Origin of the sequence: Microbacterium sp. SA156 (genome assembly GCF_049065455.1) — a bacterium.
Taxonomy (GTDB): domain Bacteria; phylum Actinomycetota; class Actinomycetes; order Actinomycetales; family Microbacteriaceae; genus Microbacterium; species Microbacterium barkeri.
Window position 1 is genome coordinate 1 of record NZ_JBAKGU010000023.1, and the last position, 24616, is coordinate 24616.

General features: G+C 71.1%; 21 protein-coding genes. 18 read left to right on the forward strand and 3 right to left on the reverse strand.

Going from position 1 to position 24616, the window contains the following annotated elements; all coding sequences use genetic code 11:
- From ACOWU6_RS15900 to mqo, 6 genes are all read left to right on the forward strand, one after another.
- The coding region (locus ACOWU6_RS15900) for a hypothetical protein (protein ID WP_421076305.1) at positions 1–257 on the forward strand (257 nt) is incomplete at its 5' end.
- A 353-nt stretch (positions 258–610) separates the two neighbouring features.
- Positions 611–1588: a hypothetical protein gene (locus tag ACOWU6_RS15905; RefSeq protein WP_421076306.1), complete on the forward strand. Its 978-nt coding sequence runs from the start codon at positions 611–613 to the stop codon at positions 1586–1588.
- A gap of 29 nt (positions 1589–1617) precedes the next feature.
- Positions 1618–2211 (forward strand): recombination mediator RecR, encoded by a 594-nt coding sequence (gene recR / locus ACOWU6_RS15910; protein WP_271173952.1) that lies wholly within the window; start codon positions 1618–1620, stop codon positions 2209–2211.
- A 484-nt stretch (positions 2212–2695) separates the two neighbouring features.
- Entirely contained in the window at positions 2696–4003 is a 1308-nt protein-coding gene (locus ACOWU6_RS15915; protein WP_271173951.1) for an aspartate kinase, read from the forward strand.
- 284 nt (positions 4004–4287) lie between these two features.
- The gene (locus ACOWU6_RS15920; RefSeq protein ID WP_421076307.1) at positions 4288–5364 is read left to right on the forward strand and encodes an aspartate-semialdehyde dehydrogenase; all 1077 of its coding nucleotides are present in this window, start codon (positions 4288–4290) and stop codon (positions 5362–5364) included.
- Between the two features lie 162 nt (positions 5365–5526).
- Positions 5527–6993, forward strand: a complete 1467-nt coding sequence (mqo, locus tag ACOWU6_RS15925; protein ID WP_421076308.1) for a malate dehydrogenase (quinone) — start codon at positions 5527–5529, stop codon at positions 6991–6993.
- Positions 6994–7006: 13 nt separating this feature from the next.
- Here mqo and bcp read toward each other — a convergent pair whose 3' ends face one another.
- Both bcp and ACOWU6_RS15935 read right to left on the reverse strand, forming a co-directional pair.
- Complete coding sequence (bcp, locus tag ACOWU6_RS15930) at positions 7007–7486, reverse strand: thioredoxin-dependent thiol peroxidase (RefSeq protein WP_282979727.1); 480 nt, start codon at positions 7484–7486, stop codon at positions 7007–7009.
- An 89-nt stretch (positions 7487–7575) separates the two neighbouring features.
- Positions 7576–8352, reverse strand: a complete 777-nt coding sequence (locus tag ACOWU6_RS15935; protein ID WP_421076309.1) for an SDR family oxidoreductase — start codon at positions 8350–8352, stop codon at positions 7576–7578.
- 138 nt (positions 8353–8490) lie between these two features.
- Here ACOWU6_RS15935 and uraD point away from each other — a divergent pair, with 138 nt between their 5' ends.
- From uraD to aceE, 5 genes are all read left to right on the forward strand, one after another.
- A complete protein-coding gene (uraD, locus tag ACOWU6_RS15940; RefSeq protein ID WP_324014199.1) occupies positions 8491–8988 on the forward strand; it encodes a 2-oxo-4-hydroxy-4-carboxy-5-ureidoimidazoline decarboxylase in 498 nt (165 codons plus the stop codon).
- Positions 8985–9311 carry a hydroxyisourate hydrolase gene (gene uraH, locus ACOWU6_RS15945; protein WP_282979724.1) on the forward strand — a complete coding sequence of 109 codons (327 nt, stop codon included), beginning with the start codon at positions 8985–8987 and terminating at the stop codon, positions 9309–9311. The genes uraD and uraH overlap by 4 nt, the downstream gene beginning before the upstream one ends.
- A 2-nt stretch (positions 9312–9313) precedes the next feature.
- Complete coding sequence (gene pucL / locus ACOWU6_RS15950; protein ID WP_421076310.1) at positions 9314–10249, forward strand: factor-independent urate hydroxylase; 936 nt, start codon at positions 9314–9316, stop codon at positions 10247–10249.
- Positions 10250–10416: 167 nt separating this feature from the next.
- Positions 10417–12009: a nucleobase:cation symporter-2 family protein gene (locus ACOWU6_RS15955; RefSeq protein WP_421076311.1), complete on the forward strand. Its 1593-nt coding sequence runs from the start codon at positions 10417–10419 to the stop codon at positions 12007–12009.
- A complete protein-coding gene (gene aceE, locus ACOWU6_RS15960) occupies positions 12006–14729 on the forward strand; it encodes a pyruvate dehydrogenase (acetyl-transferring), homodimeric type (RefSeq protein ID WP_421076312.1) in 2724 nt (907 codons plus the stop codon). The genes ACOWU6_RS15955 and aceE overlap by 4 nt, the downstream gene beginning before the upstream one ends.
- Positions 14730–14794: 65 nt before the next feature.
- Here aceE and ACOWU6_RS15965 read toward each other — a convergent pair whose 3' ends face one another.
- Entirely contained in the window at positions 14795–15553 is a 759-nt protein-coding gene (locus ACOWU6_RS15965) for an IclR family transcriptional regulator (protein ID WP_271173941.1), read from the reverse strand.
- A 146-nt stretch (positions 15554–15699) separates the two neighbouring features.
- Here ACOWU6_RS15965 and ACOWU6_RS15970 point away from each other — a divergent pair, with 146 nt between their 5' ends.
- From ACOWU6_RS15970 to gcl, 7 genes are all read left to right on the forward strand, one after another.
- On the forward strand, positions 15700–17124 hold the full coding sequence (locus ACOWU6_RS15970; RefSeq protein WP_282979721.1) for an NAD-dependent malic enzyme: 1425 nt from the start codon (positions 15700–15702) through the stop codon (positions 17122–17124).
- A 15-nt stretch (positions 17125–17139) separates the two neighbouring features.
- Complete coding sequence (aceB, locus tag ACOWU6_RS15975; RefSeq protein WP_421076313.1) at positions 17140–18741, forward strand: malate synthase A; 1602 nt, start codon at positions 17140–17142, stop codon at positions 18739–18741.
- Entirely contained in the window at positions 18738–20015 is a 1278-nt protein-coding gene (locus ACOWU6_RS15980; protein ID WP_271173938.1) for a DUF6986 family protein, read from the forward strand. The genes aceB and ACOWU6_RS15980 overlap by 4 nt, the downstream gene beginning before the upstream one ends.
- A 9-nt stretch (positions 20016–20024) precedes the next feature.
- Positions 20025–20852 carry a bifunctional allantoicase/(S)-ureidoglycine aminohydrolase gene (locus ACOWU6_RS15985; protein ID WP_271173937.1) on the forward strand — a complete coding sequence of 276 codons (828 nt, stop codon included), beginning with the start codon at positions 20025–20027 and terminating at the stop codon, positions 20850–20852.
- Between the two features lie 157 nt (positions 20853–21009).
- Positions 21010–21804: a hydroxypyruvate isomerase family protein gene (locus tag ACOWU6_RS15990; RefSeq protein WP_282979717.1), complete on the forward strand. Its 795-nt coding sequence runs from the start codon at positions 21010–21012 to the stop codon at positions 21802–21804.
- 37 nt (positions 21805–21841) lie between these two features.
- Positions 21842–22729 (forward strand): 2-hydroxy-3-oxopropionate reductase, encoded by an 888-nt coding sequence (locus tag ACOWU6_RS15995; protein WP_271173935.1) that lies wholly within the window; start codon positions 21842–21844, stop codon positions 22727–22729.
- Between the two features lie 68 nt (positions 22730–22797).
- Positions 22798–24594: a glyoxylate carboligase gene (gene gcl / locus ACOWU6_RS16000; RefSeq protein WP_421076314.1), complete on the forward strand. Its 1797-nt coding sequence runs from the start codon at positions 22798–22800 to the stop codon at positions 24592–24594.
- The last annotated feature ends 22 nt before the right edge of the window (positions 24595–24616 follow it).

The window sequence follows — 24616 nt, forward strand, 5'->3', positions numbered from 1 at the left end:
CGTCGGAGACCGACCGGCTCCGCATCGACATGCGCCATCTGCACCCCGAGCGCATCGAGTCGATCAAGACGCAGCTGAGGGAGCTCTCCGCAGATGTCACGGGCGAGTGGACCGCGGAGGCGCGGGGCCGGCGGCGGGGACGCCCGCTGCGGCTGCGGCACCTGCGGCTCCGGCGGCGGCACCGGCTGCTGCGCCTGCGGCTGCGCCTGCGGCGGCTGCACCGGCGGCACCTCCTGCGGCACCGGCGGCACCGGTAGCACCTGCGGCGGCTGCACCGGTAGCACCTGCGGCGGCTGCACCGGTAGCACCTGCGGCGGCGCCTGCGGCCGCTGCGCCTGCGGTACCTCCTGCGGCGGCACCGACGGCTGCGCCCGCAACTCCCTCGGACGCTCCTGCGGCGGCCGCTCCAGCTGCGGCAGCACCCACGGCACCTCCCACGTCTCCGGCACCGCCCGCAGCGCCCGCCGCTGCGGCACCTGCTGCCGCGGGCTCCAGCGCGGTGAGGTCCGATGGGCCCGAGGCACCCGTACGTCCCGCGACGGCCGTCCGCGATGACGGAACCGTCCCCGCCGCCGGCTGGGCGACCATCCCGCCCGGTGCGGACGGGCCCGTGGCTCCCGCACGGCAGGCGTCTGCCGAGCGTCCGCCGGCCGACGACGGGCCGCTGCCCGCGCCCGAGGACGAGCCGCCCTACGACCCGTACGACGAGCCCGCTCGCAGCGAGCAGCCGCGTCGACCGGAGTCCGCGCCTGAGCCTGCTCCTGCCGGCGCGCCGCTGACCCTCGCCGGAGTGCAGGCCGTGTGGTCGGGGATCCTCGCCCGATTGGAGCACGCGAGTCGCGCGTCGTGGCTCGTGCTCCAGAGCGCGCGGCCGGTGGCCGCGGAGGGCGACGTGCTGACGCTGGCGTTCACGAACCAGCGCGACCTCGCGACCTTCAAGCAGCGCACGCCGCAGGGCGGGGGAGTGAGCGAGGACCTGCGCGGGGTCATCCTCGAGGTCCTCGGCATCCGCGTGAAGTACCTCGCCCGTCACGAGCCGGGCCCCGGCGGGCCTGGATCGAGCGGACCAGGCGGCGCGGGGCCCGGATCGAGCGGACCGGGCGGCGGTCAGACGCCTCCCCCCGGCCCGGGCGGCGTCGCACGCGCACCGGAGCGGTCGGCGCCGCAGCGCGCGTCGGCGCCCTCGGCCGATGCAGGAGCGGTCGCCCTGTCGTCCCGCACCGTCACGGAGTGGGCCGTCGCGCCGATCCCGGGTGGTGCCGTCGGCACCCTCGCGGTCGACGAGGATCCGGAGGAGGCGGAGATCCCGCCCGCGGCCCGCATCGCACCGCCCGTCGCGGATGGCGAGATCGCCGCGCCCGCGCCGGCCGCTCCCGCCCTCGACGAGGACGACGACACCGACCCGGGCGACATCCCGCCCGAGCCGGCGGAGGCGATCGCGCCGAACCCGGCGCCCGTGCCGACGGTGCAGGCGCGCCACGTCGGGCCCGAGGGCATCCAGCGCTACGGCGAGGCGGTGGTCCGCCAGGTGCTCGGCGCGACGTTCCTCCACGAGGAGCCGTACGAGCCCGCGACCCGCTTCCAGTGACCTCCCCTGCGTAAGGACACCATCCCTCCATGTACGACGGCATCGTCCAGGAGCTGATCGACGAGCTCGGCCGGCTTCCCGGCATCGGCCCCAAGTCGGCCCAGCGCATCGCGTTCCACATCCTGCAGACCCCGTCCTTCGACGTCTCGCGGCTCTCCGAGCTCCTGCGCGAAGTGCGTGAGCGGGTGAGGTTCTGCGAGATCTGCGGCAACGTCTCCGAGAGCGAGACGTGCGCCATCTGCCGCGACCCCCGTCGCAACCCGGCGCTCATCTGCGTCGTCGAGGACGCGAAGGACGTCGCCGCGATCGAGCGCACGCGCGAGTTCCGCGGCCGCTATCACGTGCTCGGCGGGGCGATCAGCCCGATCGCCGGCATCGGGCCCGACGACCTGCGCATCCAGCAGCTCATGACGCGCCTCGCCGACGGCACCGTCCAGGAGGTCATCCTCGCGACGAACCCGAACCTCGAGGGCGAGGCGACCGCGGCCTATCTGAGCCGCCTGCTCACGACCCTCGACATCGCGGTCTCGCGTCTCGCGTCGGGCCTCCCGGTCGGCGGAGACCTCGAGTACGCCGACGAGGTCACCCTCGGCCGCGCGTTCGAGGGCCGCCGCCGCCTCTGAGCGCGCGCCGCCTCTGAGCGCGCGGCGCCTCTGAGCGCCGCCGCCTCTGAGCGCGCGGCCGAGACCGCACCTCGCCGCCGAGACAGCGCGTCGCCGCCGAGACAGCGAGTTGCAGCCTCTGAGCGCGCGGGCGAGACAGCACCTCGCCGCCCAGACAGCGCGTCGCCGCCGAGACAGCGCGTTGCCGCCCCTGAGCGCGCGGCCGAGACTGCAGCTCGCCGCCCAGACAGCGCGTTGCCGCCGAGAGGCGTGCCGCCGGCCGCGCTCTCGGCGCCCGTATGCACGGCCGGCGGGGGATGGCACTCTCGGCGCCCGCGTGCACGGCCGGCGGGGAATGGCCTTCTCGGCGCCCGCGTGCACGGTCGGCGGGGGATGGCCCTCCGGGCGGCGCGGGCGGGCGCGGGGCGGCGGGTGCGGAGCCTCTAGACTTGTCGACTGGGCGCGCCCTGCGTCCCTCACCCGCCCGCACCGTGAGGAGCCTCACTTGGCGTTGATCGTCCAGAAGTTCGGCGGCTCGTCCGTCGCCGACGCCGAGAGCATCAAGCGCGTCGCGAAGCGCATCGTCGACACCCGCCGGGCGGGGCACGACGTCGTCGTCGCCGTCAGCGCGATGGGAGACACCACCGACGAGCTGCTCGACCTCGCGTCGCAGGTCGCGCCGGTGCCCGCGCCGCGCGAGCTCGACATGCTCCTCTCCAGCGGAGAGCGCATCTCGATGGCGCTCCTGGCCATGGCCATCCACTCGATGGGATACGAGGCGCGCTCGTTCACGGGCAGCCAGGCGGGCATGATCACGACGGCCGACCACGGCGCCGCGCGCATCGTCGACGTCACCCCCGTGCGCCTGCGTGCGGCTCTCGACGACGGTGCCGTCGTCATCGTCGCGGGCTTCCAGGGCTTCAACCGCGACACGAAGGACATCACGACCCTCGGCCGAGGCGGATCCGACACGACCGCCGTCGCGCTCGCCGCTGCGCTCGACGCCGACGTGTGCGAGATCTACAGCGACGTCGACGGCATCTTCACGGCCGACCCGCGGGTCGTGCCCCTCGCCCGCAAGCTCGGCCACATCACGGCTGAGGAGATGCTCGAGCTCGCCGCCAACGGTGCCAAGGTGCTCTACATCCGCGCCGTCGAGTACGCCCGCCGCCACGGCGTGCTCATCCACGCCCGCTCGACGTTCACGTCGAACGAGGGCACGTACGTTCTGGGCGAGGGGATGAAAGCCCCCCGCAATGCCAAGGGAGAGATCATGTCGGACGACGCCATCGGAATGGAAGAGCCGGTCGTCGCCGGAGTCGCCATCGACCGCAGCCAGGCCAAGATCACGGTCCTCGGCGTGCCGGACGTGCCGGGCTCGGCAGCCGCGATCTTCACGCTCGTCGCGAAGACGGGCGCCAACATCGACATGATCGTGCAGAACGTGCAGTCGGCGAAGGCCGGTCGCACCGACATCTCGTTCACGCTGCCGAAGCAGTCGGCTGCCGAGGTCGCGAAGGCGCTCACGGCAGCGCAGGACGACATCGGGTACGAGAACCTCGTCTACGACGACCAGGTCGGCAAGCTCTCGGTCGTCGGCGCGGGCATGCGCACGCACTCGGGCGTCTCGCTGACGCTCTTCGAGGCGCTGAGCTCCGCCGGCATCAACATCGAGATGATCTCGACGAGCGAGATCCGCATCTCGGTCATCCTCCGCGACACCGAGCTCGACGAGGCCGCCCGCGTCGTCCACTCGGCGTACGGGCTCGACGGCGAGGTCGAGGCGACCGTCTACGCCGGAACCGGCCGCTGACATCCCTCTCCGAAGGCCTCCGACCCCGCGGTCGGAGGCCTTCGTCGTCCACTCCCATCACGCATGTCTCACTCGGCGCCGGTATGGAGGCGCTATACCCGCACCACGTGAGACATGCCCGGTCGCTGACCCGCGACAAGTGAGACATGCCCGGTCGCTGACCCGCATTAAGCGAGACATGCCCGGTCGCTGACCCGCACGAAGCGAGACATGCCCGGGCGGGACGGGGCACGCCGCGGCGCCGGTAGAATCGAGCAACCCCGCTCGCATCCCCGAGGAACACCATGACCCGCATCTCTGAATCAGGACTCTCCGTCGCCGTCGTCGGCGCCACCGGCCAGGTCGGCACCGTGATGCGCGAGATCCTCCAGGAGCGCGACTTCCCGATCCGCGAGCTGCGGCTCTTCGCGTCGGCGCGCTCGGCCGGCCGAACGATCGACTTCGGCGGCACCGAGGTCGTCGTCGAGGACATCGCGACCGACGACCTGTCGGGCATCGACATCGCGCTCTTCTCCGCCGGCGGCTCCGCCTCGAAGGAGCACGCCCCGCGCTTCGCCGCGGCCGGAGCGGTCGTCATCGACAACTCGAGCGCCTGGCGCATGGACCCCGAGGTCCCGCTCGTCGTGAGCGAGGTCAACCCGCACGCGATCGACCAGGCCGTCAAGGGCATCATCGCGAACCCGAACTGCACGACCATGGCGGCCATGCCCGTCCTCAAGCCGCTCGCCGCCGAGGCCGGCCTCGAGCGCCTCATCGTCTCGACCTACCAGGCCGTCTCGGGCTCGGGCCTCGCCGGCGCACAGGAGCTCCTCGGCCAGGTCGAGGGCGTCCTCGCACAGGGCGACACCCTCCGCCTCGTGCACGACGGCTCGGCGGTCGACTTCCCGGAGCCCGAGAAGTACGTCGCGCCCATCGCGTTCGACGTCGTGCCGCTCGCGGGCAACCTCGTCGACGACGGGCTGAACGAGACCGACGAGGAGAAGAAGCTCCGCAACGAGAGCCGCAAGATCCTCGAGCTCCCCGACCTGCGCGTGGCCGGCACGTGCGTGCGCGTTCCGGTGTTCACGGGCCACTCGCTGAGCATCCACGCCGAGTTCGCGCGCGAGATCACGCCCGAGCGCGCGCGCGAGCTCCTCGCGGATGCCCCGGGCGTGGCTCTCGAGGAGGTCCCGACTCCGCTGCAGGCGGCGGGAAGCGACCCCAGCTACGTCGGCCGGATCCGCGCCGACCAGTCGGCTCCCGAGGGGCGCGGTCTCGTGCTGTTCATCTCGAACGACAACCTCCGCAAGGGCGCCGCGCTCAACGCCGTGCAGATCGCGGAGCTCGTCGCCGCCAAGCTCGGTTCGGCCGTCGCGCGCTGATCCATCCCGCAGAACGGGCCGGCCCCTCGGGGCCGGCCCGTTCTGCGTCCCGGCCCGATCGCAAGAACGCCACCGTCTTCGGGGCGCCGAAAACGCAAGTTCCGATGTTCTTTCGACGGCGGATGGTCAGGTTCGCCGAAAAGCCGGGAATAGGATTGACGCGTGAGTGAAACCGTCGATGTCGTGCTGATCGGCGGCGGGATCATGTCCGCCACACTCGGCACGCTCCTCAAGGAACTGCAGCCCGACTGGAAGATCGTCGCCTTCGAGCGCGACGGGGAGGTCGCGCAGGAGAGCTCGAACGCGTGGAACAACGCGGGAACCGGGCACTCGGCCCTGTGCGAGCTCAACTACATGCCCGACCCGTCGAACCCGGCGAAGGCGATCGGCATCAACGAGCAGTTCCAGCAGAGCCGCGAGTTGTGGGCATCCCTCGTCGCGAAGGGCATCCTCGACGCGCCGTCGACGTTCATCAGCACGACGCCGCACATGACGTTCGTCACGGGGGAGAAGGACGTCTCCTACCTCCGCGCGCGCTACGAGACGCTCAAGGACCAGCCGCTCTTCGAGGGCATCGAGTACTCCGAGGACTCGCGCGTCATCCACTCCTGGGCGCCGCTGCTCATGGAGAAGCGCCGCAAGACCGACGAGCCCTTCGCCGCGACGCGCGTGCCGGCCGGCACCGACGTCGATTTCGGCGCGCTCACCCGCCAGCTCTTCGACCACCTCCGCGCGAACGACGCCGAGGTGCTGCTGAACCACGAGGTCAACGGCCTCAAGAAGCAGAAGGACGGCACCTGGCTCGTCAGCTACCGCAACCGGGTCGGCAAGACGCCCGGCCAGGTGCGGGCGCGCTTCGTCTTCGTCGGCGCGGGCGGATGGGCCATCAAGCTCCTGCAGAAGGCGCGCATCCCCGAGATCAAGGGCTACGGCGTCTTCCCGATCGGCGGCCAGTTCCTCAAGACGACCGATCCGAAGCTCGTCGCGAAGCACGGCGCGAAGGTGTACTCGCAGGCGGCCGTGGGCGCCCCGCCCATGTCGGTCCCGCACCTCGACGCCCGCCGCGTCGACGGCGAGGGGTCGCTCATGTTCGGTCCGTTCGCGACGTTCAGCCCGAAGTTCCTCAAGAAGGGGTCGTGGCTCGACATCGTCTCGCAGGTGCGCCTGCACAACATCGGCTCGATGCTCAAGGTCGGAGCCACGAACCTCGACCTCGTGAAGTACCTCGTGACCGAGCTCCTCAAGAGCCGTGCCAAGAAGATCGAGGCCCTGCGTGTCTTCGTGCCCACGGCCGACGGCGCGGACTGGGAGCTCATCCAGGCCGGTCAGCGCGCCCAGGTCATGAAGGGCGGCAAGCTCCAGTTCGGCACCGAGGTGGTCTCGGCGGCGGATGGCTCGATCGCGGGTCTGCTCGGAGCATCCCCGGGCGCGTCGACGGGTGCGACGATCATGCTCGACGTGCTGTCGTCGTGCTTCCCCGATCGGATCGAGGGATGGACGCCCGCGCTGCGCGAGCTCATCCCCACCTACGGAGAGACGCTGAACGGAGACGCCGCGAAGGCGCGCGCCGAGATGCGACGCACCGCGGAGGCGCTTCACATCGCGGAGGAGCAGCGCGTCGACGCGTGACGCGCGCTCCTTCTCAGACCCCAAGCTTCTCGCGCAGGGCCGCGACGTGCCCATCCGGGTCGACGCGGTACTCGGCGATCTCGATGCGGTTCTCCTCATCGAGCACGAACGTCGAGCGCAGCACGCCGGTGAGGGTGCGGCCGTCGATCTGCTTCTCGCCCCACGCGCCGTAGCTCTTCGCGACGGCGTGATCCGGGTCGGAGAGGAGCGGGAAGTCCAGGCGGTCCTCCTCGGCGAAGCGGGCGAGCGTCTCGACGTCGTCCTTCGAGATGCCGACGACCCGGTAGCCGGCGCCGCTGAGCGACGCGAGGTTGTCTCGGAAGTCGCACGCCTCGGTCGTGCAGCCGGGAGTGAAGGCCGCGGGGTAGAAGTAGAGGATGGTGCGTCCGCCCGCGAAGTCGGACAGGCGCACCGTCTCGCCCTTCGCGTCGCTCAGGGCGAAGTCGGGCGCGTCGGCGCCGGGAGCGAGCTGTGCGACGGTCTCTTCGGCCACGATGCCTCCGTAGTTTCACAATATGGAATAAAGCTTCTGTAGCTTGGAATTCATTATAGTCCAGCCCGGCGGGGCGGCGCAATGGCCGATCAGCCGCGCCCGTCGAACGGCATGCCGGTCGCGGTTACCACGATCTCGTGGACCGCGACCTCGTGCGGCAGGTCGGCGACGTCTGCGATCAGGCGTGCGGCGTGCGCGACGTCGAACGTCGGCTCGACGCGGCGCGTGCCATCGGGCTGCAGCGCGCCATCGCCCGCGTCGATGCCGTGCAGGAGCTCGGTGGCGGCGTTGCCGATGTCGATCTGGGTCGCGGTGATGCCGTAGGAGCGCCCGTCGAGCGCGACCGAGCGCGTGAGCCCCGTCACCGCGTGCTTCGTGATCGTGTAGGCGGCCGACCGCGGGCGCGGACGGTGAGCTGACACCGACCCGTTGTTGATGATCCGGCCGCCCTGCGGGGTCTGCGCGCGCATGCGGCGGAAGGCCTCGCGTGCGCAGAGCACCGCGCCCGTGACGTTGACGTCGAGCACCTGCTGCCAGTCGTCGTCCGAAAGCTCGTCGATCCGCGCCTGGGGTCCGAATGCGCCCGCGTTGTTGAAGAGCAGGTCGACGCGACCGGCGTGCTCCTGCGCGGCATCGAACGCGCGGACGACGTCATCCGGTCGCGTCACGTCGGCGGGGACCCACGCGGCGGCCGGCCCGCCCGCCTCCGCGATCTCAGCGGCCGTCCGCTCGAGCGTCTCGCGCGTGCGCCCGATGAGGGTGAGCGACCAGTCGCGGCGCGCGAGCTCGAGGGCGGTCGCCCGCCCGATGCCCGTCCCGGCGCCGGTGATGAGCGCGCTGCGGATGGCGCGGGTCTGCGTCGACATGGTGTCTCCTTCTTCTGCACGACGGTGCGCACGGTAGCTTCTCACGGAGGTCGGCTTGACTCTCCCGAAACGGGGTGCTTCACTAATTACACACAACGGAAGAACAGTTCCGGAATGTGGAATGAAGGAAGGTAAGCAATGACGCTTGCAGCGTTCAACCAGCTGACGCCGACGGAGGCGGATGCGCTCATCCGGCCCGCCGCCGACATCGACCGCTGGGTGGAGGCCGTCGTGTCCGCTCGTCCGTACTCCAACGTGGAGGAGGTGCTGTCGGCCGCCCGCGAGCGGGCGCTCGACTGGACGGACGAGGACATCGACGCGGCGCTGGCGCATCACCCGCGCATCGGGGACCGTCCGAGCGGCAGCTCGACGGAAGCCGGCATGTCGCGAGGAGAGCAGGCCGGCGTCGATGCGGGCGATGCGGCACTGGCCGCAGAGCTCCACGCGGGCAACCGCGCCTACGAGGAGCGATTCGGGCGAGTCTTCCTCATCCGGGCGGCGGGCCGCAGCGGTCGAGAGATCCTCGACGAGCTGAACCGCCGTCTCGACAACACCGACGAGGACGAGATCCGCGAAGTCGCCGAACAGCTTCGCGAGATCGCACTCCTCCGACTGGAAGGGATCCTCCGCGCATGAGCCACGTCACCACGCACATCCTCGACGCGTCGATCGGCCGTCCGGCCGCCGACGTCGCGGTGGCACTGGAGGACGCGGACGGCGCGGTCGTCGCATCCGCCCGCACCGACGCGGACGGCCGTGTGAAGGACCTCGGTCCCGAGGCGCTCGAACCGGGGCACTACCGGCTCCGCTTCGAGGTCGCCGCGTACTTCGCGCGCACCGGCACGGATTCCTTCTACCCCGTCGTCACGATCGACTTCACGGTCGGCGACGCCGAGCAGCACTATCACGTACCGCTACTCATCAGCCCGTTCGCATATTCAACCTACAGGGGTAGCTGATCATGACCATCGCTGACACCACCGTCGAGACCTCGTCCCAGACCAAGGTCGTGCTGGGCGACAGCCAGTACGGCAAGGCAGAGGTCCACGTCGTCCGCGTCACGCGCGACACCGACCGCCACGAGATCGAGGACCTCACGGTCGTCTCGCAGCTCCACGGCGACTTCGACTCGTGCTACTACGAGGGCGACAACTCGCACGTCGTGCCGACCGACACGCAGAAGAACACGTTGTTCGGCTTCGCCCGGGAGGGCATCGGGTCGCCCGAGGACTTCCTCATCCGCCTCGGCCGCCACTTCACGAGCGAGTTCGAGTGGGTCACGGGCGGCCGCTGGGGCGCGCGTCAGGCGACGTGGTCGCGCATCCCGGTCGCGGGCGAGGGCCACGACCACTCGTTCTTCCGCGGAGGCACAGGCGCCGAGACCCGCACCGCGGTCGTGAAGATCGTCGGCGACCAGACGCACGTGGTCGCCGGTCTCGAGGACCTCGCCGTGCTCAAGACGACGCAGTCGGGATTCGTCGGCTACCCGGTCGACCGCTACACGACGCTCCCCGAGACGACCGACCGCATCCTCGCGACGAACGTCACCGCGCGCTGGCTGTACAACCGCACCGACATCGACTTCAACGAGGTCTTCGCGTCGGTCCGGACGATCATGCTCGAGGCGTTCACGAACCACTACTCGCGTGCGCTCCAGGAGACGCAGTACATCATGGGCCGCGCCGTGCTCGAGGCGCACCCCGAGATCGACGAGATCAAGTTCTCCATGCCGAACCTCCACCACTTCGTCGTGGACCTCGAGCCGTTCGGCCAGGACAACCCCAACGAGGTGTTCTACGCCGCCCACAGCCCGTACGGCCTCATCGAGGGCACGCTGCGGCGCGAGGGCCTCGGCGACACCGCGGCCATCTGGCAGGGCATCCCCGCCTACGTCTGATGCCGTGACGGCCCCTGCGCCGTCTCGACAGCCCGTCGCGGTCGGGTCGTCGCTCTCGACGACCCGACCGCGGACGGGCGTGCCCGCGCACGCTCGCGCGGGCACTGCGCGATCACGCGCGAACCTGGGCGGCGCCGAGCGCCGCCGTGCCGACAAGGAGGTCAGCAATGAGCAAGAAGAACCGCCGGGCGCTGCCCGGATCACTGGATGTCGCCGGATCGCCCGAGGACGAGCGCCTGCCCGTCGGCAGGTCGTTCATGTACGGACTGCAGCATGTCCTGACGATGTACGGCGGGATCATCGCCCCGCCGATCATCCTCGGCGGTGCGGCCGGCGTCACCGACGCGGAGAAGGGCCTCCTCATCGCGTCGTGCCTCTTCATCGGAGGCCTCGCGACCATCCTGCAGAGCGTGGGGATCCCGTTCTTCGGATCGAAGCTCCCGCTCGTGCAGGGCACGTCGTTCGCGGCCGTCGCGACGATGCTCGCGATCGTGAACGGGGGAGGAGGGCTGCCCGCGGTCTTCGGCGCCGTGCTCGCCGCGTCGCTGATCGGCTTCGTCATCACGCCGTTCTTCGCGATGATCCTCCGCTTCTTCCCGCCCGTCGTCACGGGCGTCGTCATCACCGCGATCGGCCTCTCGCTCATCCCGGTCGCCGGCAACTGGATCATGGGCGGCAACGCGGCCGCCGACGACTACGGCTCGATGGCCAACGTCGGGCTCGCCGGGCTCACGCTCCTCATCATCGTCGTGCTCTCCAAGCTCGGCAGCGCCACGATCTCGCGCCTGTCGATCCTGCTCGCGCTCATCATCGGCACCGTCATCGCGATCCCGCTCGGGATGGCCGACTTCTCGTCGGTCCTCGACGGCCCGGTCTTCGCCATCCCCACCCCGCTCGCGTTCGGCGCGCCGGTCTTCGACCCCGCCGCGATCGTGTCGATGCTCGTCGTCGTGCTCGTGATCCTCACCGAGACGACCGCCGACATCCTCGCGGTCGGCGAGATCACGGGGGCGCGCGTCGACTCGCGCCGCATCGCCAACGGCCTGCGCGCCGACATGGCGGCCAGCGCGGTGTCGCCGCTGCTCAACTCGTTCACGCAGAGCGCGTTCGCGCAGAACGTGGGCCTCGTCGCCATCACGGGCGTGAAGAGCCGCTTCGTCGTCACCGCAGGCGGCGTCATCCTCGTCATCCTCGGCGTCCTGCCCATCCTCGGGCGCGTCGCCGCGGCCATCCCGATGCCGGTCCTCGGCGGCGCGGGCATCGTCCTGTTCGGCACGGTCGCGGCCTCGGGCATCCGCACGCTGTCGAAGGTCGACTACCGCAACAACATGAACCTCATCATCGTCGCGGCGTCGCTCGCGTTCGGCATGCTGCCGGTCGTCAAGACCGACATCTACCACCTGTTCCCCGACTGGTTCGAGGTCATCTTCCACTCGGGCATCTCGTCCGCCGCGATCATGGCCGTCCTGCTCAACCTCATCTTCAACGAGCTCACCCTCGGCAACGTGCGCAAGAACGCCTCGGTCTTCGTCGCGTCGCCCCCGCGCATGGTCCGCGAGGACGAGCTCGAGGCGCTCGAGGACGGCGACACGTTCGTCGGCGGCAAGCTCATCGCCGCGGACGGCAACGAGGTCCCGATCGTGCGCGTGAACGCGGCCGGCAACCAGACCACCTCCATCCACATCAGCTCCGTCGACCGCGTCGCGCCCGACACCCCTGCTCAGGGCTCGCGCACCATCCGGAAGGGCTTCCGCCGATGACAGCACCCCTCGAACCCGCGCTCCTCGACCGGAGGGTCGACGACGTCGATCCCGCCGAGACCGCGGAGTGGCTCGAATCGATCGACGGCCTCGTGGCCGCGGGCGGCCGCGAGCGCGCGCACCGCATGATCGAGGCGCTCGCCGCCCGCGTCGGCGCGGACCGCGCGCGGGCCGAGCTGACGACCGACTACGTCAACACGATCCCGGCCTCGCAGGATGCGCCGTACCCCGGCGACGAGCAGGCCGAGCGCCGCTACCGCGCATGGATCCGCTGGAACGCGGCGGTCATGGTGCATCGTGCGCAGCACCCGTCGACCGGGGGCGTGGGCGGCCACATCGCGACCTACGCGGGCGCCGCCACGCTCTACGAGGTCGGCTTCAACCACTTCTTCCGCGGCAAGGACCATCCGGGCGGCGGCGACCAGGTGTACTTCCAGGGGCACGCGTCTCCCGGCATGTACGCGCGGTCGTTCGTGGAGGGGCGCCTCGACGAGGCCGACCTCGACGGCTTCCGCCAGGAGCGCTCGCGCGAGGGGCACGGTCTGCCGTCGTACCCGCACCCGCGGCTCAAGCCGGCCTACTGGGAGTTCCCGACGGTCTCGATGGGCATCGGGCCGATGAACGCCATCTACCAGGCGCAGGCGAACCGATACCTGCACGCGCGCGGCATCAAGGACACATCCGACCAGCACGTGTGGGCGTTCCTCGGCGACGGCGAGATGGATGAGCCGGAGTCGCGCGGGCTGCTGCAGCTCGCGGCCAACGACGGGCTCGACAACCTCACGTTCGTGATCAACTGCAACCTGCAGCGTCTGGACGGACCCGTCCGCGGCAACACGAAGGTCATGCAGGAGCTCGAGGCGTTCTTCCGCGGCGCCGGGTGGAACGTCATCAAGGTCGTCTGGGGCCGCGAGTGGGATGCGCTGTTCGAGCGCGACGTCGACGGCGCGCTCGTCGACCTCATGAACCGCACACCGGATGGCGACTTCCAGACCTTCAAGGCGGAGTCGGGCGCGTTCGTCCGCGAGCACTTCTTCGGGCGCGACCCGCGCACGCTCGCGCTCGTGTCGGACTACTCCGACGAGGACATCTGGAACCTCCGGCGCGGCGGGCACGACTACGTCAAGGTGCACTCGGCCTACAAGGCCGCGATGGAGCACCGCGGTCAGCCCACGGTCGTGCTCGTGAAGACGGTCAAGGGATACACGCTCGGCCCGAGCTTCGAGGGCCGGATGGCCTCGCACCAGATGAAGAAGCTCGCCCTCCAGGATCTCAAGGACTTCCGCGACCTGCTCCGGATCCCGATCCCCGACGCGCAGCTCGAGGAGGACCCGTACCGGCCGCCGTACTTCCGCCCTGAGCCGGGCGCGCCCGAGCTCGAGTACATGCTCGAGCGCCGTCGCGCGCTGGGCGGCCCGGTGCCCGAGCGCCGTGCGACGCACACCGCGATCGAGCTCCCGGCCGACGCGGTGTACGCCTCGGCGAAGAAGGGGTCGGGAGCCCAGCAGGCGGCGACGACGATGGCGTTCGCGCGCATCCTCCGCGACATCCTGCGCGACAAGAAGGTCGGGCACCGGATCGTGCCGATCATCCCGGATGAGGCGCGCACGTTCGGCATGGACGCGTACTTCCCGACCTCGAAGATCTACAACCCGCGCGGGCAGAACTACATGTCGGTCGACCGCGAGCTGCTCCTCGCCTACAAGGAGTCCGAGGCCGGTCAGATCCTCCACGTCGGCATCAACGAGGCCGGTGCCGTCGCGGCCTTCACGGCGGCGGGCACGTCGTACGCGACGCACGGCGAGCCGCTCATCCCCGTCTACGTCTTCTACTCGATGTTCGGGTTCCAGCGCACGGGCGACTCGTTCTGGGCCGCGGCCGACCAGATGGCGCGCGGCTTCGTGATCGGCGCGACCGCGGGGCGCACGACCCTCACGGGCGAGGGGCTGCAGCACGGCGACGGCCACTCGCCGCTGCTGGCATCGACGAACCCGGCGGTCGTCTCGTACGACCCGGCCTACGGGTACGAGCTCGCGCACATCGTGCGCGCGGGGTTCGAGCGCATGTACGGAGGGGTTCATCCCGACCCGAACGTCATGTACTACCTCACGGTCTACAACGAGCCGATCTCGCAGCCGGCCGAGCCGGAGGGCGTGGACGTCGACGGCATCCTCCGCGGCATGCACCGCGTGTCGCAGGCGGATGGCCAGGGCGTCCCCGCGCAGATCCTCGCGTCGGGCGTCGCGGTGCCGTGGGCGATCGAGGCCCAGCGGGTGCTCGCGGAGGAGTGGGGCGTCGCAGGCGACGTGTGGTCGGTCACGAGCTGGAACGAACTGCGCCGCGACGCGATCGACGCCGACAGCGCCATCCTGCACGCGGGCGAGCCGCGCGAGCCCTACGTGACCCGGCGCCTCCGCGAGGGGTCCGGCGGTCCGGTCGTCGCCGTCAGCGACTACATGCGGCAGGTGCAGGACCAGATCGCGCCCTACGTGCCCGGCCGCTGGCTCTCGCTCGGGACCGACGGCTTCGGGTTCTCCGACACCCGGGCCGCGGCGCGGCGGTTCTTCCGGGTCGACGTCGAGTCGATCGTCGTCCGCACGCTCGAGGCGCTCGCACTCGACGGCGCGGTCGACCCCGCGGCTCCGCGTCAGGCCGCAGAGCGCTACCGTCTGCAGGACGTGCGCGCCGGCCACACCGGAACGGCCGGCGGCGACGCGTAGTCGTCGGCACACGGAAGCGGGGTCGGGCGTCCAGGACGCACGACCCCGCTTCCGTGTGCGCGGCGTCAGACCGTGCGGTTCATCTCCCGGCTGATGGCCTCCGCGGCCTCGAGGAGGAGCGGCACGGCGCGCTCGCCGAACGCCTCGTCGACCCGGGTCTGCGGGCCGGAGACCGAGACGGCCGTCGGCGTGGGAGCGTCCGGGATCGGCACGGCGTAGCAGCGCACGCCGATCTCCTGCTCGTTGTCGTCGATCGAGTAGCCGCGCTCGCGGATGAGCGACAGGTGCGAGACGAGCTCCTCGGGGTCGCCGATGCTGTGCTCGGTCGCGCGGGGCATCCCGACCCGCGACACGATCGACCGCACGGTCGGCTCGTCGAGCTGCGACAGGATCGCCTTGCCGACGCCCGTGTCGTGCGTGTGGGCGCGTCGCCCGATCTCGGTGAACATCCGAACCGAGTGCGGCGACGGCACCTGCGCGACGTACAGGACCATGTCGCCGTCGAGCACCGCGAGGTTGGCGGTCTCCTGCAGCCGGCCGACGAGGTCGGCGAGGTACGGCTCCGCGATCTGCCCGAGCTGGCGGTTGGCGCCGTCGCCGAGGCGGATGAGGCGGGGCCCGAGCGCGTAGCGGCGGTTGGGCAGCTGGCGGACGTACCCGCGCCCCACGAGCGTGCGCAGGAGGCGGTGGATGGTCGGCGGCGGCAGCTCCGTGCGGTTCGCGAGCTCCGACAGCGTCTGCGTGCCGCCCGCGTCCGCCATGAGGTCGAGCAGCTCGAAGGCGCGCTCGACGGACTGCACGCCGCCTGTGGTGCGTTCGGTCATGGGATCTCCTCCAGTTGCGGCCGGTCCGCACTTCGTTCTACAATCATTCCACAAGGCAGAAGCAAAACTCCACTTCGTGGAAAAACGGCTCTCGTCTCCGAGTCCGCACAATCGACGTGCGGGCCCCGCCGATCAAGGAGGATCCTATGGCCAACCCGAGCCCCGGGTATTCGATCACCGTCCGCGTCCAGGCGCCCTCGAGCTACCAGGTCACGAGCGAGCTCGCCGCCGCGGTCGGCGCCGCGGGAGCTCAGGTGACCGCGCTCGATGTCGTCGAGTCGCACGCCGACCGCATGGTCGTCGACGTGACCGCCAACACCTCGTCGCCCGATCACGCCGACCAGGTCGCCGACGCGATCCGCGCGATCGAGGGCGTCGCGGTCGAGCACGTGAGCGACCGCACGTTCCTCATCCACCTGGGCGGCAAGCTCGAGGTCGTGCCCAAGGTCGAGCTGCGCAACCGCGACGACCTGTCCCGCGCCTACACGCCGGGTGTCGCGCGCGTCTGCCTCGCCATCGCCGATGACGAGAAGCTCGCCCGCAACCTCACGGTCAAGCGCAACACGATCGCGGTCGTCACCGACGGATCGGCGGTGCTCGGCCTGGGCAACATCGGCCCCTCGGCGGCGCTGCCGGTCATGGAGGGCAAGGCGGCCCTGTTCAAGCAGTTCGCCGACGTCGACGCCTGGCCCGTGTGCATCGACACGCAGGACACCGACGAGATCGTGAAGATCGTCAAGGCGATCGCCCCCGTCTACGGCGGCGTGAACCTCGAGGACATCGCCGCTCCCCGGTGCTTCGAGATCGAGGCCCGCCTGCGCGAGGAGCTCGACATCCCCGTCTTCCACGACGACCAGCACGGCACGGCGATCGTCGTGCTCGCCGCGCTCAACAATGCGCTCCGCGTCGTCGACAAGCGCATCGAGGACATCGAGGTCGTCGTCTCCGGTGTCGGCGCCGCCGGCCACGCGATCATCCAGCTCCTCCTCGCCGCCGGCGTGCGCCGCATCGTGGCGGCCGGCCGCTCGGGCGTCATCTCGCGCGGCGAGGAGTACGCCGACGAGCACCGCCGGTGGATCGCGGAGAACACGAACCAGCAGGGTCTCACCGGCTCGCTCACCGAGGCGGTCGCCGGCGCCGACGTCTTCATCGGCGTCAGCGCGCCGGACGTGCTCACCGAGGAGGCCGTCGCGACGATGGCGCCGCGCTCGATCGTCTTCGCCCTCGCCAACCCGGACCCGGAGATCGATCCGGTCCTCGCCGGACGGCACGCGGCCGTGGTCGCCACGGGCCGCAGCGACTACCCGAACCAGATCAACAACGTGCTCGCGTTCCCCGGCGTGTTCCGCGGGCTGCTCGACGCGGGCGTCAACGACGTGACGACCGAGATGCTCGTCGCGGCGGCGGAGGCCATCAGCCGCAACGTCACCGACGAGGAGCTCAACGAGAGCTACATCATCCCCAGCGTGTTCGACCGCGACGTCGCGCGCGACGTGGCCGACGCCATCGTCGCCGTCGCCGAGCGCGACCGCGAGCGCGCACACGAGGCCGTCGCCGCCGCGGCGCACTAGGAGAGGAGCACCATCATGTCGATCCAGATCACCGATCCGGCGCCGGTTGCGCGCGCCGAGGAGATCCTCACCCCCGAGGCGCTCGCCTTCGTCAACGCGCTCCACGAGCGCTTCGCCGCGCGCGTGCCGCAGCTGCTCGACCGCCGCCGCGAGCGACGCGACGAGATCGCCCGCACGCACACCCTCGGCTTCCTGCCGGAGACCGCCGACGTGCGCGCCGGCGACTGGCGCGTGCCCGAGCCGCCCGCCGCCATCCGCGACCGCCGCGTCGAGATCACGGGCCCCGCGAGCCCCGCGAAGATGGCGATCAACGCCCTCAACTCGGGGGCCAAGGTGTGGCTCGCCGACCTCGAGGACGCGTCGGCGCCGACGTGGCACAACGTCGTCGACGCGCAGGTCAACCTGAAGGACGCCGCCCGCGGCTCGCTCTCCTACACCGCTCCCGACGGCCGTGCGTACGCGCTGCGGACGGACGCGCCGCTCGCGGTCGTCGTGGTCCGCCCCCGCGGGTGGCACCTGCCGGAGCACAACGCGCGCTGGGACGGCGAGAGCGCGGTCGGCGCGCTCGTCGACTTCGGACTCCACTTCTTCCACAACGCCCGCATCCTCGCCGACGCAGGGCAGGGGCCGTTCTACTACCTCCCGAAGATGGAGAGCCACCTCGAGGCGCGCCTGTGGAACGACGTCTTCACGTACGCCGAGGACGCCCTCGGGATCGAGCCCGGCACCATCCGCGCCACGGTGCTCATCGAGACGATCACCGCCGCGTTCGAGATGGACGAGATCCTCTACGAGCTGCGACCGCACGCGTCGGGTCTCAACGCCGGGCGCTGGGACTACCTGTTCAGCATCATCAAGAACTTCCGCGACGCGGGGGAGGCGTTCACCCTGCCCGACCGCGCGCAGGTGCAGATGACGGCGCCCTTCATGCGCGCGTACACCGAGCTGCTCGTGCAGACGTGCCACAAGCGCGGCGCGTTCGCGATGGGCGGCATGGCCGCCTTCATCCCGAACCGCCGCGAGCCCGAGGTGACCGAGCAGGCCATCGCGAAGGTCCGCGCCGACAAGCTGCGCGAGGCGAACGACGGCTTCGACGGCTCGTGGGTCGCGCACCCCGACCTCGTGCCCGTGTGCCGCGAGGTGTTCGACGAGGTGCTCGGCGAGCGGCCGAACCAGATCGACCGCCAGCGCCCCGACGTGCGCATCGAGGGCCCCGAGCTCCTCGACGTCCGCTCGGCGGGCGGCACGGCGACGCTCGACGGCCTCCGCCTCAACCTCTACGTCGCGGTCGCGTACACGGCGGCCTGGCTCGGGGGCAACGGCGCGGTCGCGATCCACAACCTCATGGAGGACGCCGCGACCGCCGAGATCTCCCGCTCGCAGGTGTGGCAGCAGATCCGCAACGGCGTCACGCTCGACTCGGGCGAGACCGTCACGCGCGATCTCGTCGAGCGCATCCTGGACGAGGAGGTCGAGCGCCTGCGCGGCGAGGTGCCCGGCGACGACTTCGAGCGGCTCTACCTGCCGGCCTCGCGGCTCGTGCGCGACATCGTGCTCTCCGAGGAGTACGCCGACTTCCTGACCAACGGCGCCTACGACGAGGTCGTGGCACGATGACGGCCGCTCGTGCGGTCGAGGTGGCCGGATCGCTCGGCGAGTCGGACTACGCCGAGGCCGACGCCGCGCTCGCCGAGACCGATCGGCTGCTCGTCGAGAGCTATCCCGGCGACACGGGCGCGCGTCAGCCGATCCACACCGTCTACGTCCCCGGCCACCTCTACCGGCCCGGGGTCGCGGGGGAGTGGGGTGCCGCGGCGCTCGACGCCGTCGAGGCCTCTGGAGGGCTCCGCGCCGTCGTGTCCGACCTCGTCGGAGACGCGGAGGCCGAGGTCATCGTCGAGCGCGTCTCGGCGAAGCTGCGCACCGAGCCGATCGAGGATCTCCGGATCGACTTCGAGGACGGCTTCGGCGACCGCGGCGACGAGCAGGAGGACGCCGCCGTGGTCGCCGCGGCGGAGGCGCTCGCCGAGGACGTCGCTGCCGGCACGGCGCCGCCGTTCGCGGGCATCCGCTTCAAGTGCTTCGAGGCCCCGACGCGGCGCCGCGGCATCCGCACGCTCGACCTGTTCCTGACGACCCTCGCGGCGCGCGGCGAGCTCCCCGAGGGGCTCGTCCTCACGCTGCCCAAGGTGACGACGGTCGACCAGGTGCGCACGATGGTCTCGCTCCTCGAGCGCATCGAGGAGCGCCTGGGGCTCGTCCCCGGCCGCCTCGGATTCGAGGTGCAGGTGGAGACCCCGCAGCTCATCCTCGCCGCCGACGGCACCGCGCCCGTCGCGACCCTGATCCACGCCGGCAAGGGGAGGATCACCGGCCTCCACTACGGCACGTACGACTACTCCGCATCGCTCGGGGTCTCCGCGGCGTACCAGTCGATGGAGCATCCGGCAGCGGATCACGCGAAGGCCGTGATGCAGGTCGCGGTGGCCGGCACGGGCGTCCGCCTCAGCGACGGCTCGACGAACGTCGTGCCGACGGGCGACCCCGAGCGCGTGCGCGACGCGTGGCGTCTGCACGCGCGGCTCGTCCGCCGCTCGCTCGAGCGCGCGTACTACCAGGGGTGGGATCTGCATCCCGCGCACCTGCCGAGCCGCTTCATCGCCAGCTACGCGTTCTTCCGCGACGGCCTGGGCGGCGTCGCCACGCGTCTGCGCGACTACGTCGAGCAGAACTCGGGCGGCTTCCTCGACGAGCCCGCGACCGCGCGAGCGCTCGCCGGATTCCTCGTCCGCGGCGTCCAGTCCGGAGCCGTCACTTCCGAAGAGCTGCGCGAGCGCGTGGGCATCGACGAGCAGGCGCTCGTCGCCCTGGCCCACCCCCGCCGCGCCTGAGAGGACCCCATGCCCATCACCACCCCCACCTACGACTACGCGACGATCGACCCGACACTGCCGCCGCAGACCGACTCCCTCGGGTCGGCCGCGATCGTCACGGAGGCGTACACCGTCATCCCGCGCAGCGTCATGCGCGACATCGTCGCGAGCGTGCTGCCCGAATGGCGCGGCACCCGCGCCTGGATCCTCAACCGCCCCGTCGCATCGGGTGCGACGACCTTCGCGCAGCTCGTGCTCGAGGTCGAGCCCGGTGGAGGGTCCGACGGGCCCGAGCCCCAGGCCGAGGTCGAGGGCTTCGTCTTCGTCCTCACCGGGTCGGTGTCGGTCGAGATCGACGGCGAGCGCCACGAGCTCACGCCGGGCGGCTTCGCGTACATCCCCCCGGCCGCGCGCTGGTCGCTGCGCAACGACGGCGGCCAGACGGCCCAATTCCACTGGTTCCGCAAGCGCTACGAGCGCGTCGAGGGACTCGAGCCCCGCGCGTTCGCGGGGAACGAGCAGCAGATCGAGCCGGCGCCGATGCCCGGCACGGACGGCGCCTGGCGGACGACGCGGCTGTTCGACGTCGAGGACCTCGCCTACGACTTCCACATCACGGTCGTGACGTTCGAGCCCGGTGCGAAGATCCCGTTCCTCGAGACGCACGTCATGGAGCACGGCATCTTCGTCCTCGAGGGCAACGCGGTCTACCGGCTCAACGACGACTGGGTCGAGCTGCAGCCGGGCGACTACTTCTCCCTGCGGGCGTTCTGCCCGCAGGCCTGCTACGCGGGCGGTCCCGGGGTGTTCCGGTACCTGCTCTACAAGGACGTGAACCGTCAGATCACCCTCTGACTCACGGCGCGATGGCCGGGGACCTCGTTGGGGCGGTTCCCGGCCATCGTTGTGTCCGGACGCCGGCGACTGCGGGTTGACGTGCGCCGGGACCATCCGGTAGATTTCACATATCAGAACTAATCTTCCGGATTATGAAACTAGAAAGGCCGGTCCGATGACGTACACGGTGAACTGCTCGATCCTCCTCACCGAGCTGCCGATCGCCGAGCGCCCTGCCGCCGCGAAGGCCGCGGGCTTCGACGCCGTCGAGTTCTGGTGGCCGTTCGCCGAGGCCGTGCCCGCGCAGGACGAGGTCGACGCCTTCGTCCGCGCGATCGAGGACGCCGGCGTGCAGCTCACGGGGCTCAACTTCTTCGCGGGCGACATGCCCGCCGGCGACCGCGGCCTCGTCTCGTGGCCCGCGCGCTCGCAGGAGTTCCGCGACAACCTCGACGTCGTGACCCGCATCGGCGAGCGTCTCGGCACGCGCGCCTTCAATGCGCTGTACGGCCTCCGCCAGGACGACGCGACGCCCGAGGAGCAGGACGCGCTCGGCGCCGAGAACCTCGCCGCCGCGGCGACCGCCGTCGCCCGCATCGGCGGCACGGTGCTGCTCGAGCCCGTCTCGGGCGCCGACCGCTACCCGCTGCGCACGGCGCAGGACGCGCTCGACGTGATCGCCCGCGTCCCGGCGAGCGCCGGCGAGGTGCGCCTGCTCGCCGACTTCTACCACCTCGCGGTCAACGGCGACGACGTCGCTGCGGTGATCGAGGCGCACGCGGCGCGCTTCGGCCACATCCAGATCGCCGACGCCCCCGGGCGCGGCGAGCCCGGCACGGGCGACCTGCCCCTGCAGCAGTGGATCGACCGCAGCCGCGAGCTCGGCTACGACGGCCCGATCGGGCTCGAGTACAAGGCCACGGGCGACGCCCCGTTCGCCTGGCTCGACGCCGCGGCCGCCCGCAGCTGACCGCTTCCCCCGCACAGACATCTCGGAAAGGCAGATCATGACCAGGATCGCGTTCATCGGACTCGGCATCATGGGCCTCCCCATGGCGAAGAACCTCATCTCGGCCGGCCACGACGTCGTGGGCTTCAACCGCAGCCGGGGCGCCGTCGACGCACTCGTCGAGGCGGGCGGCACCGGTGCCGCGTCGATCGCGGAGGCCGTCGCCGGCGCCGACATCGTCGCCACGATGGTGCCCGACTCGGCCGACGTCGAGGCCGTCGTAGGCGGCTCGGAGGGCGTGTTCGCCCACGCGCAGAAGGGCGCCGTCTGGATCGACTTCTCGAGCATCCGGCCCGACGTCTCGGCGCGACTCGCGGAGGCCGCCGCCGAGGCCGGCCTGCGCGCGCTCGACGCGCCCGTGTCCGGCGGAGAGGCCGGGGCGATCGAGGGCGTGCTCTCGATCATGATCGGCGGCGACGAGGCCGTCGTCGAGGAGGTCCGCCCCGTGCTCGAGGCGGTCGGCAAGACGATCGTCCGCGTCGGTCCCGCCGGCTCGGGCCAGACGGTCAAGGCGGCCAACCAGCTCATCGTCGCCGGCACGATCGAGCTCGTCGCCGAGGCCCTCGTCTTCCTCGAGGCGTACGGCGTCGACACGACGAGCGCCGTCGAGGTGCTCGCAGGCGGACTCGCCGGCAACCGGATCCTCGATCGCAAGGCGGCGTCGATGATCAAGCGCGAGTTCGAGCCGGGCTTCCGCATCGACCTCCACCACAAGGACATGGGCATCGTCACGAGCGCCGCCCGTGAAGCCGGCGTCCACATCCCGCTCGGCGCCCTCACCGCCCAGCTCATGGGCGCCGCTCGTCAGAAGGGCTACGGGTCGCTCGACCACTCGGGCCTCCTCCTCCTCGTCGAGGAGCTCTCCGGCCGCGCGAGCAAGGCGTAGCCCCACCCCACCTCCCGCAGCGGAAGCGGCCTCGGCCCCCGCGGCGACAAGACCATCAGGAGACCATCATGACCAAGATGCGCGCCGTGGACGCGGCAGTGCTCATCCTCGAGAAGGAGGGCGCCACGCAGGCCTTCGGCCTGCCGGGTGCCGCCATCAACCCCTTCTACTCCGCCATGCGCGCCCACGGCGGCATCCGCCACGTGCTCGCCCGCCACGTCGAGGCGGCGAGCCACATGGCCGAGGGGTACACCCGTGCCGAGCCGGGCAACATCGGCATCTGCATCGGAACGTCGGGCCCCGCCGGCACCGACATGATCACGGGCCTGTACTCGGCATCCGCCGACTCCATCCCGATCCTCTGCATCACGGGTCAGGCGCCGGTCGCCAAGCTCGACAAGGAGGACTTCCAGGCTGTCGACATCGCCTCGATCGCGGCTCCCGTGACGAAGATGGCGAAGACCGTGCTCGAGGCCGGCCAGGTGCCCGGCGTCTTCCAGCAGGCGTTCCACCTCATGCGCTCGGGCCGTCCCGGCCCCGTGCTCATCGACCTCCCGATCGACGTGCAGCTCACCGAGATCGAGTTCGACATCGACCTGTACGAGCCGCTGCCGATCGCGCGCCCCGAGGCCACCCGCGGCCAGCTCGAGGCCGTGCTCGACCTCATCGAGTCGTCCGAGAGGCCCGTGCTCGTCGCGGGCGGCGGCATCATCAACGCCGACGCGCCGGACGACTTCGTCGCGCTCGCCGAGGAGCTCGGCCTTCCCGTCATCCCGACCCTCATGGGCTGGGGCGTCATCCCCGACGACCACGCCCTGCACGCGGGGATGGTGGGCCTGCAGACCCAGCACCGCTACGGCAACGAGAACCTGCTCGCCTCCGACGCCGTGATCGGCATCGGCAACCGCTGGGCGAACCGTCACACGGGCGCCCTCGACGTCTACCGTGCGGGCCGCCGCTTCGTCCACATCGACATCGAGCCCACGCAGATCGGCCGCGTGTTCGCGCCCGACCTCGGCATCGTGTCGGACGCGGGTGCCGCGATCCGCGGACTGCTCGAGCTCGTCCGCGAGCGCAAGGCCGCCGGGTCGCTCCGCGACCGGTCGGCCTGGGTCGCCGAGACGCAGGAGCGCAAGGCGACGCTGCAGCGCAAGACCCACTTCGACAACGTGCCGATCAAGCCGCAGCGCGTGTACCAGGAGATGAACGCCGCCTTCGGCCGCGACGTCCGCTACGTCTCGACGATCGGCCTGTCGCAGATCGCCGGCGCGCAGCTGCTCCACGTGTACCGCCCGCGCCACTGGATCAACTGCGGTCAGGCCGGACCCCTCGGCTGGACGCTTCCCGCGGCGCTCGGCGTCGTGACCGCCGACCCGACGAAGACCGTCGTCGCGCTGTCGGGCGACTACGACTTCCAGTTCCTCATCGAGGAGCTCGCGGTGGGCGCGCAATTCAAGCTGCCCTACATCCACGTGCTCGTGAACAACTCCTACCTGGGGCTCATCCGCCAGGCGCAGCGCGCGTTCGACATGGACTACCACGTGTCGCTCGCGTTCGACAACGTCAACAGCCCCGAGACCGAGGGCTACGGCGTGGACCATGTCAAGGTGGCCGAGGGCCTCGGCTGCAAGGCGATCCGCGTGCGCGAGGCGGGCGACCTCGCAGGCGCGTTCGAGCAGGCGAAGAAGCTCATGGAGGAGCACCAGGTGCCGGTCGTGGTCGAGGTCATCCTCGAGCGCGTGACCAACATCTCGATGGGCGCAGCGGGCATCGACGCGATCAACGAGTTCGAGGACCTCGCCGAGGGCCCCGAGGACGCGCCGACCGCGACCATCCCGCTGCGTCCGGCCGCCGTCACGGCCTGAGCAGGACGCCCGGAGGACGCGC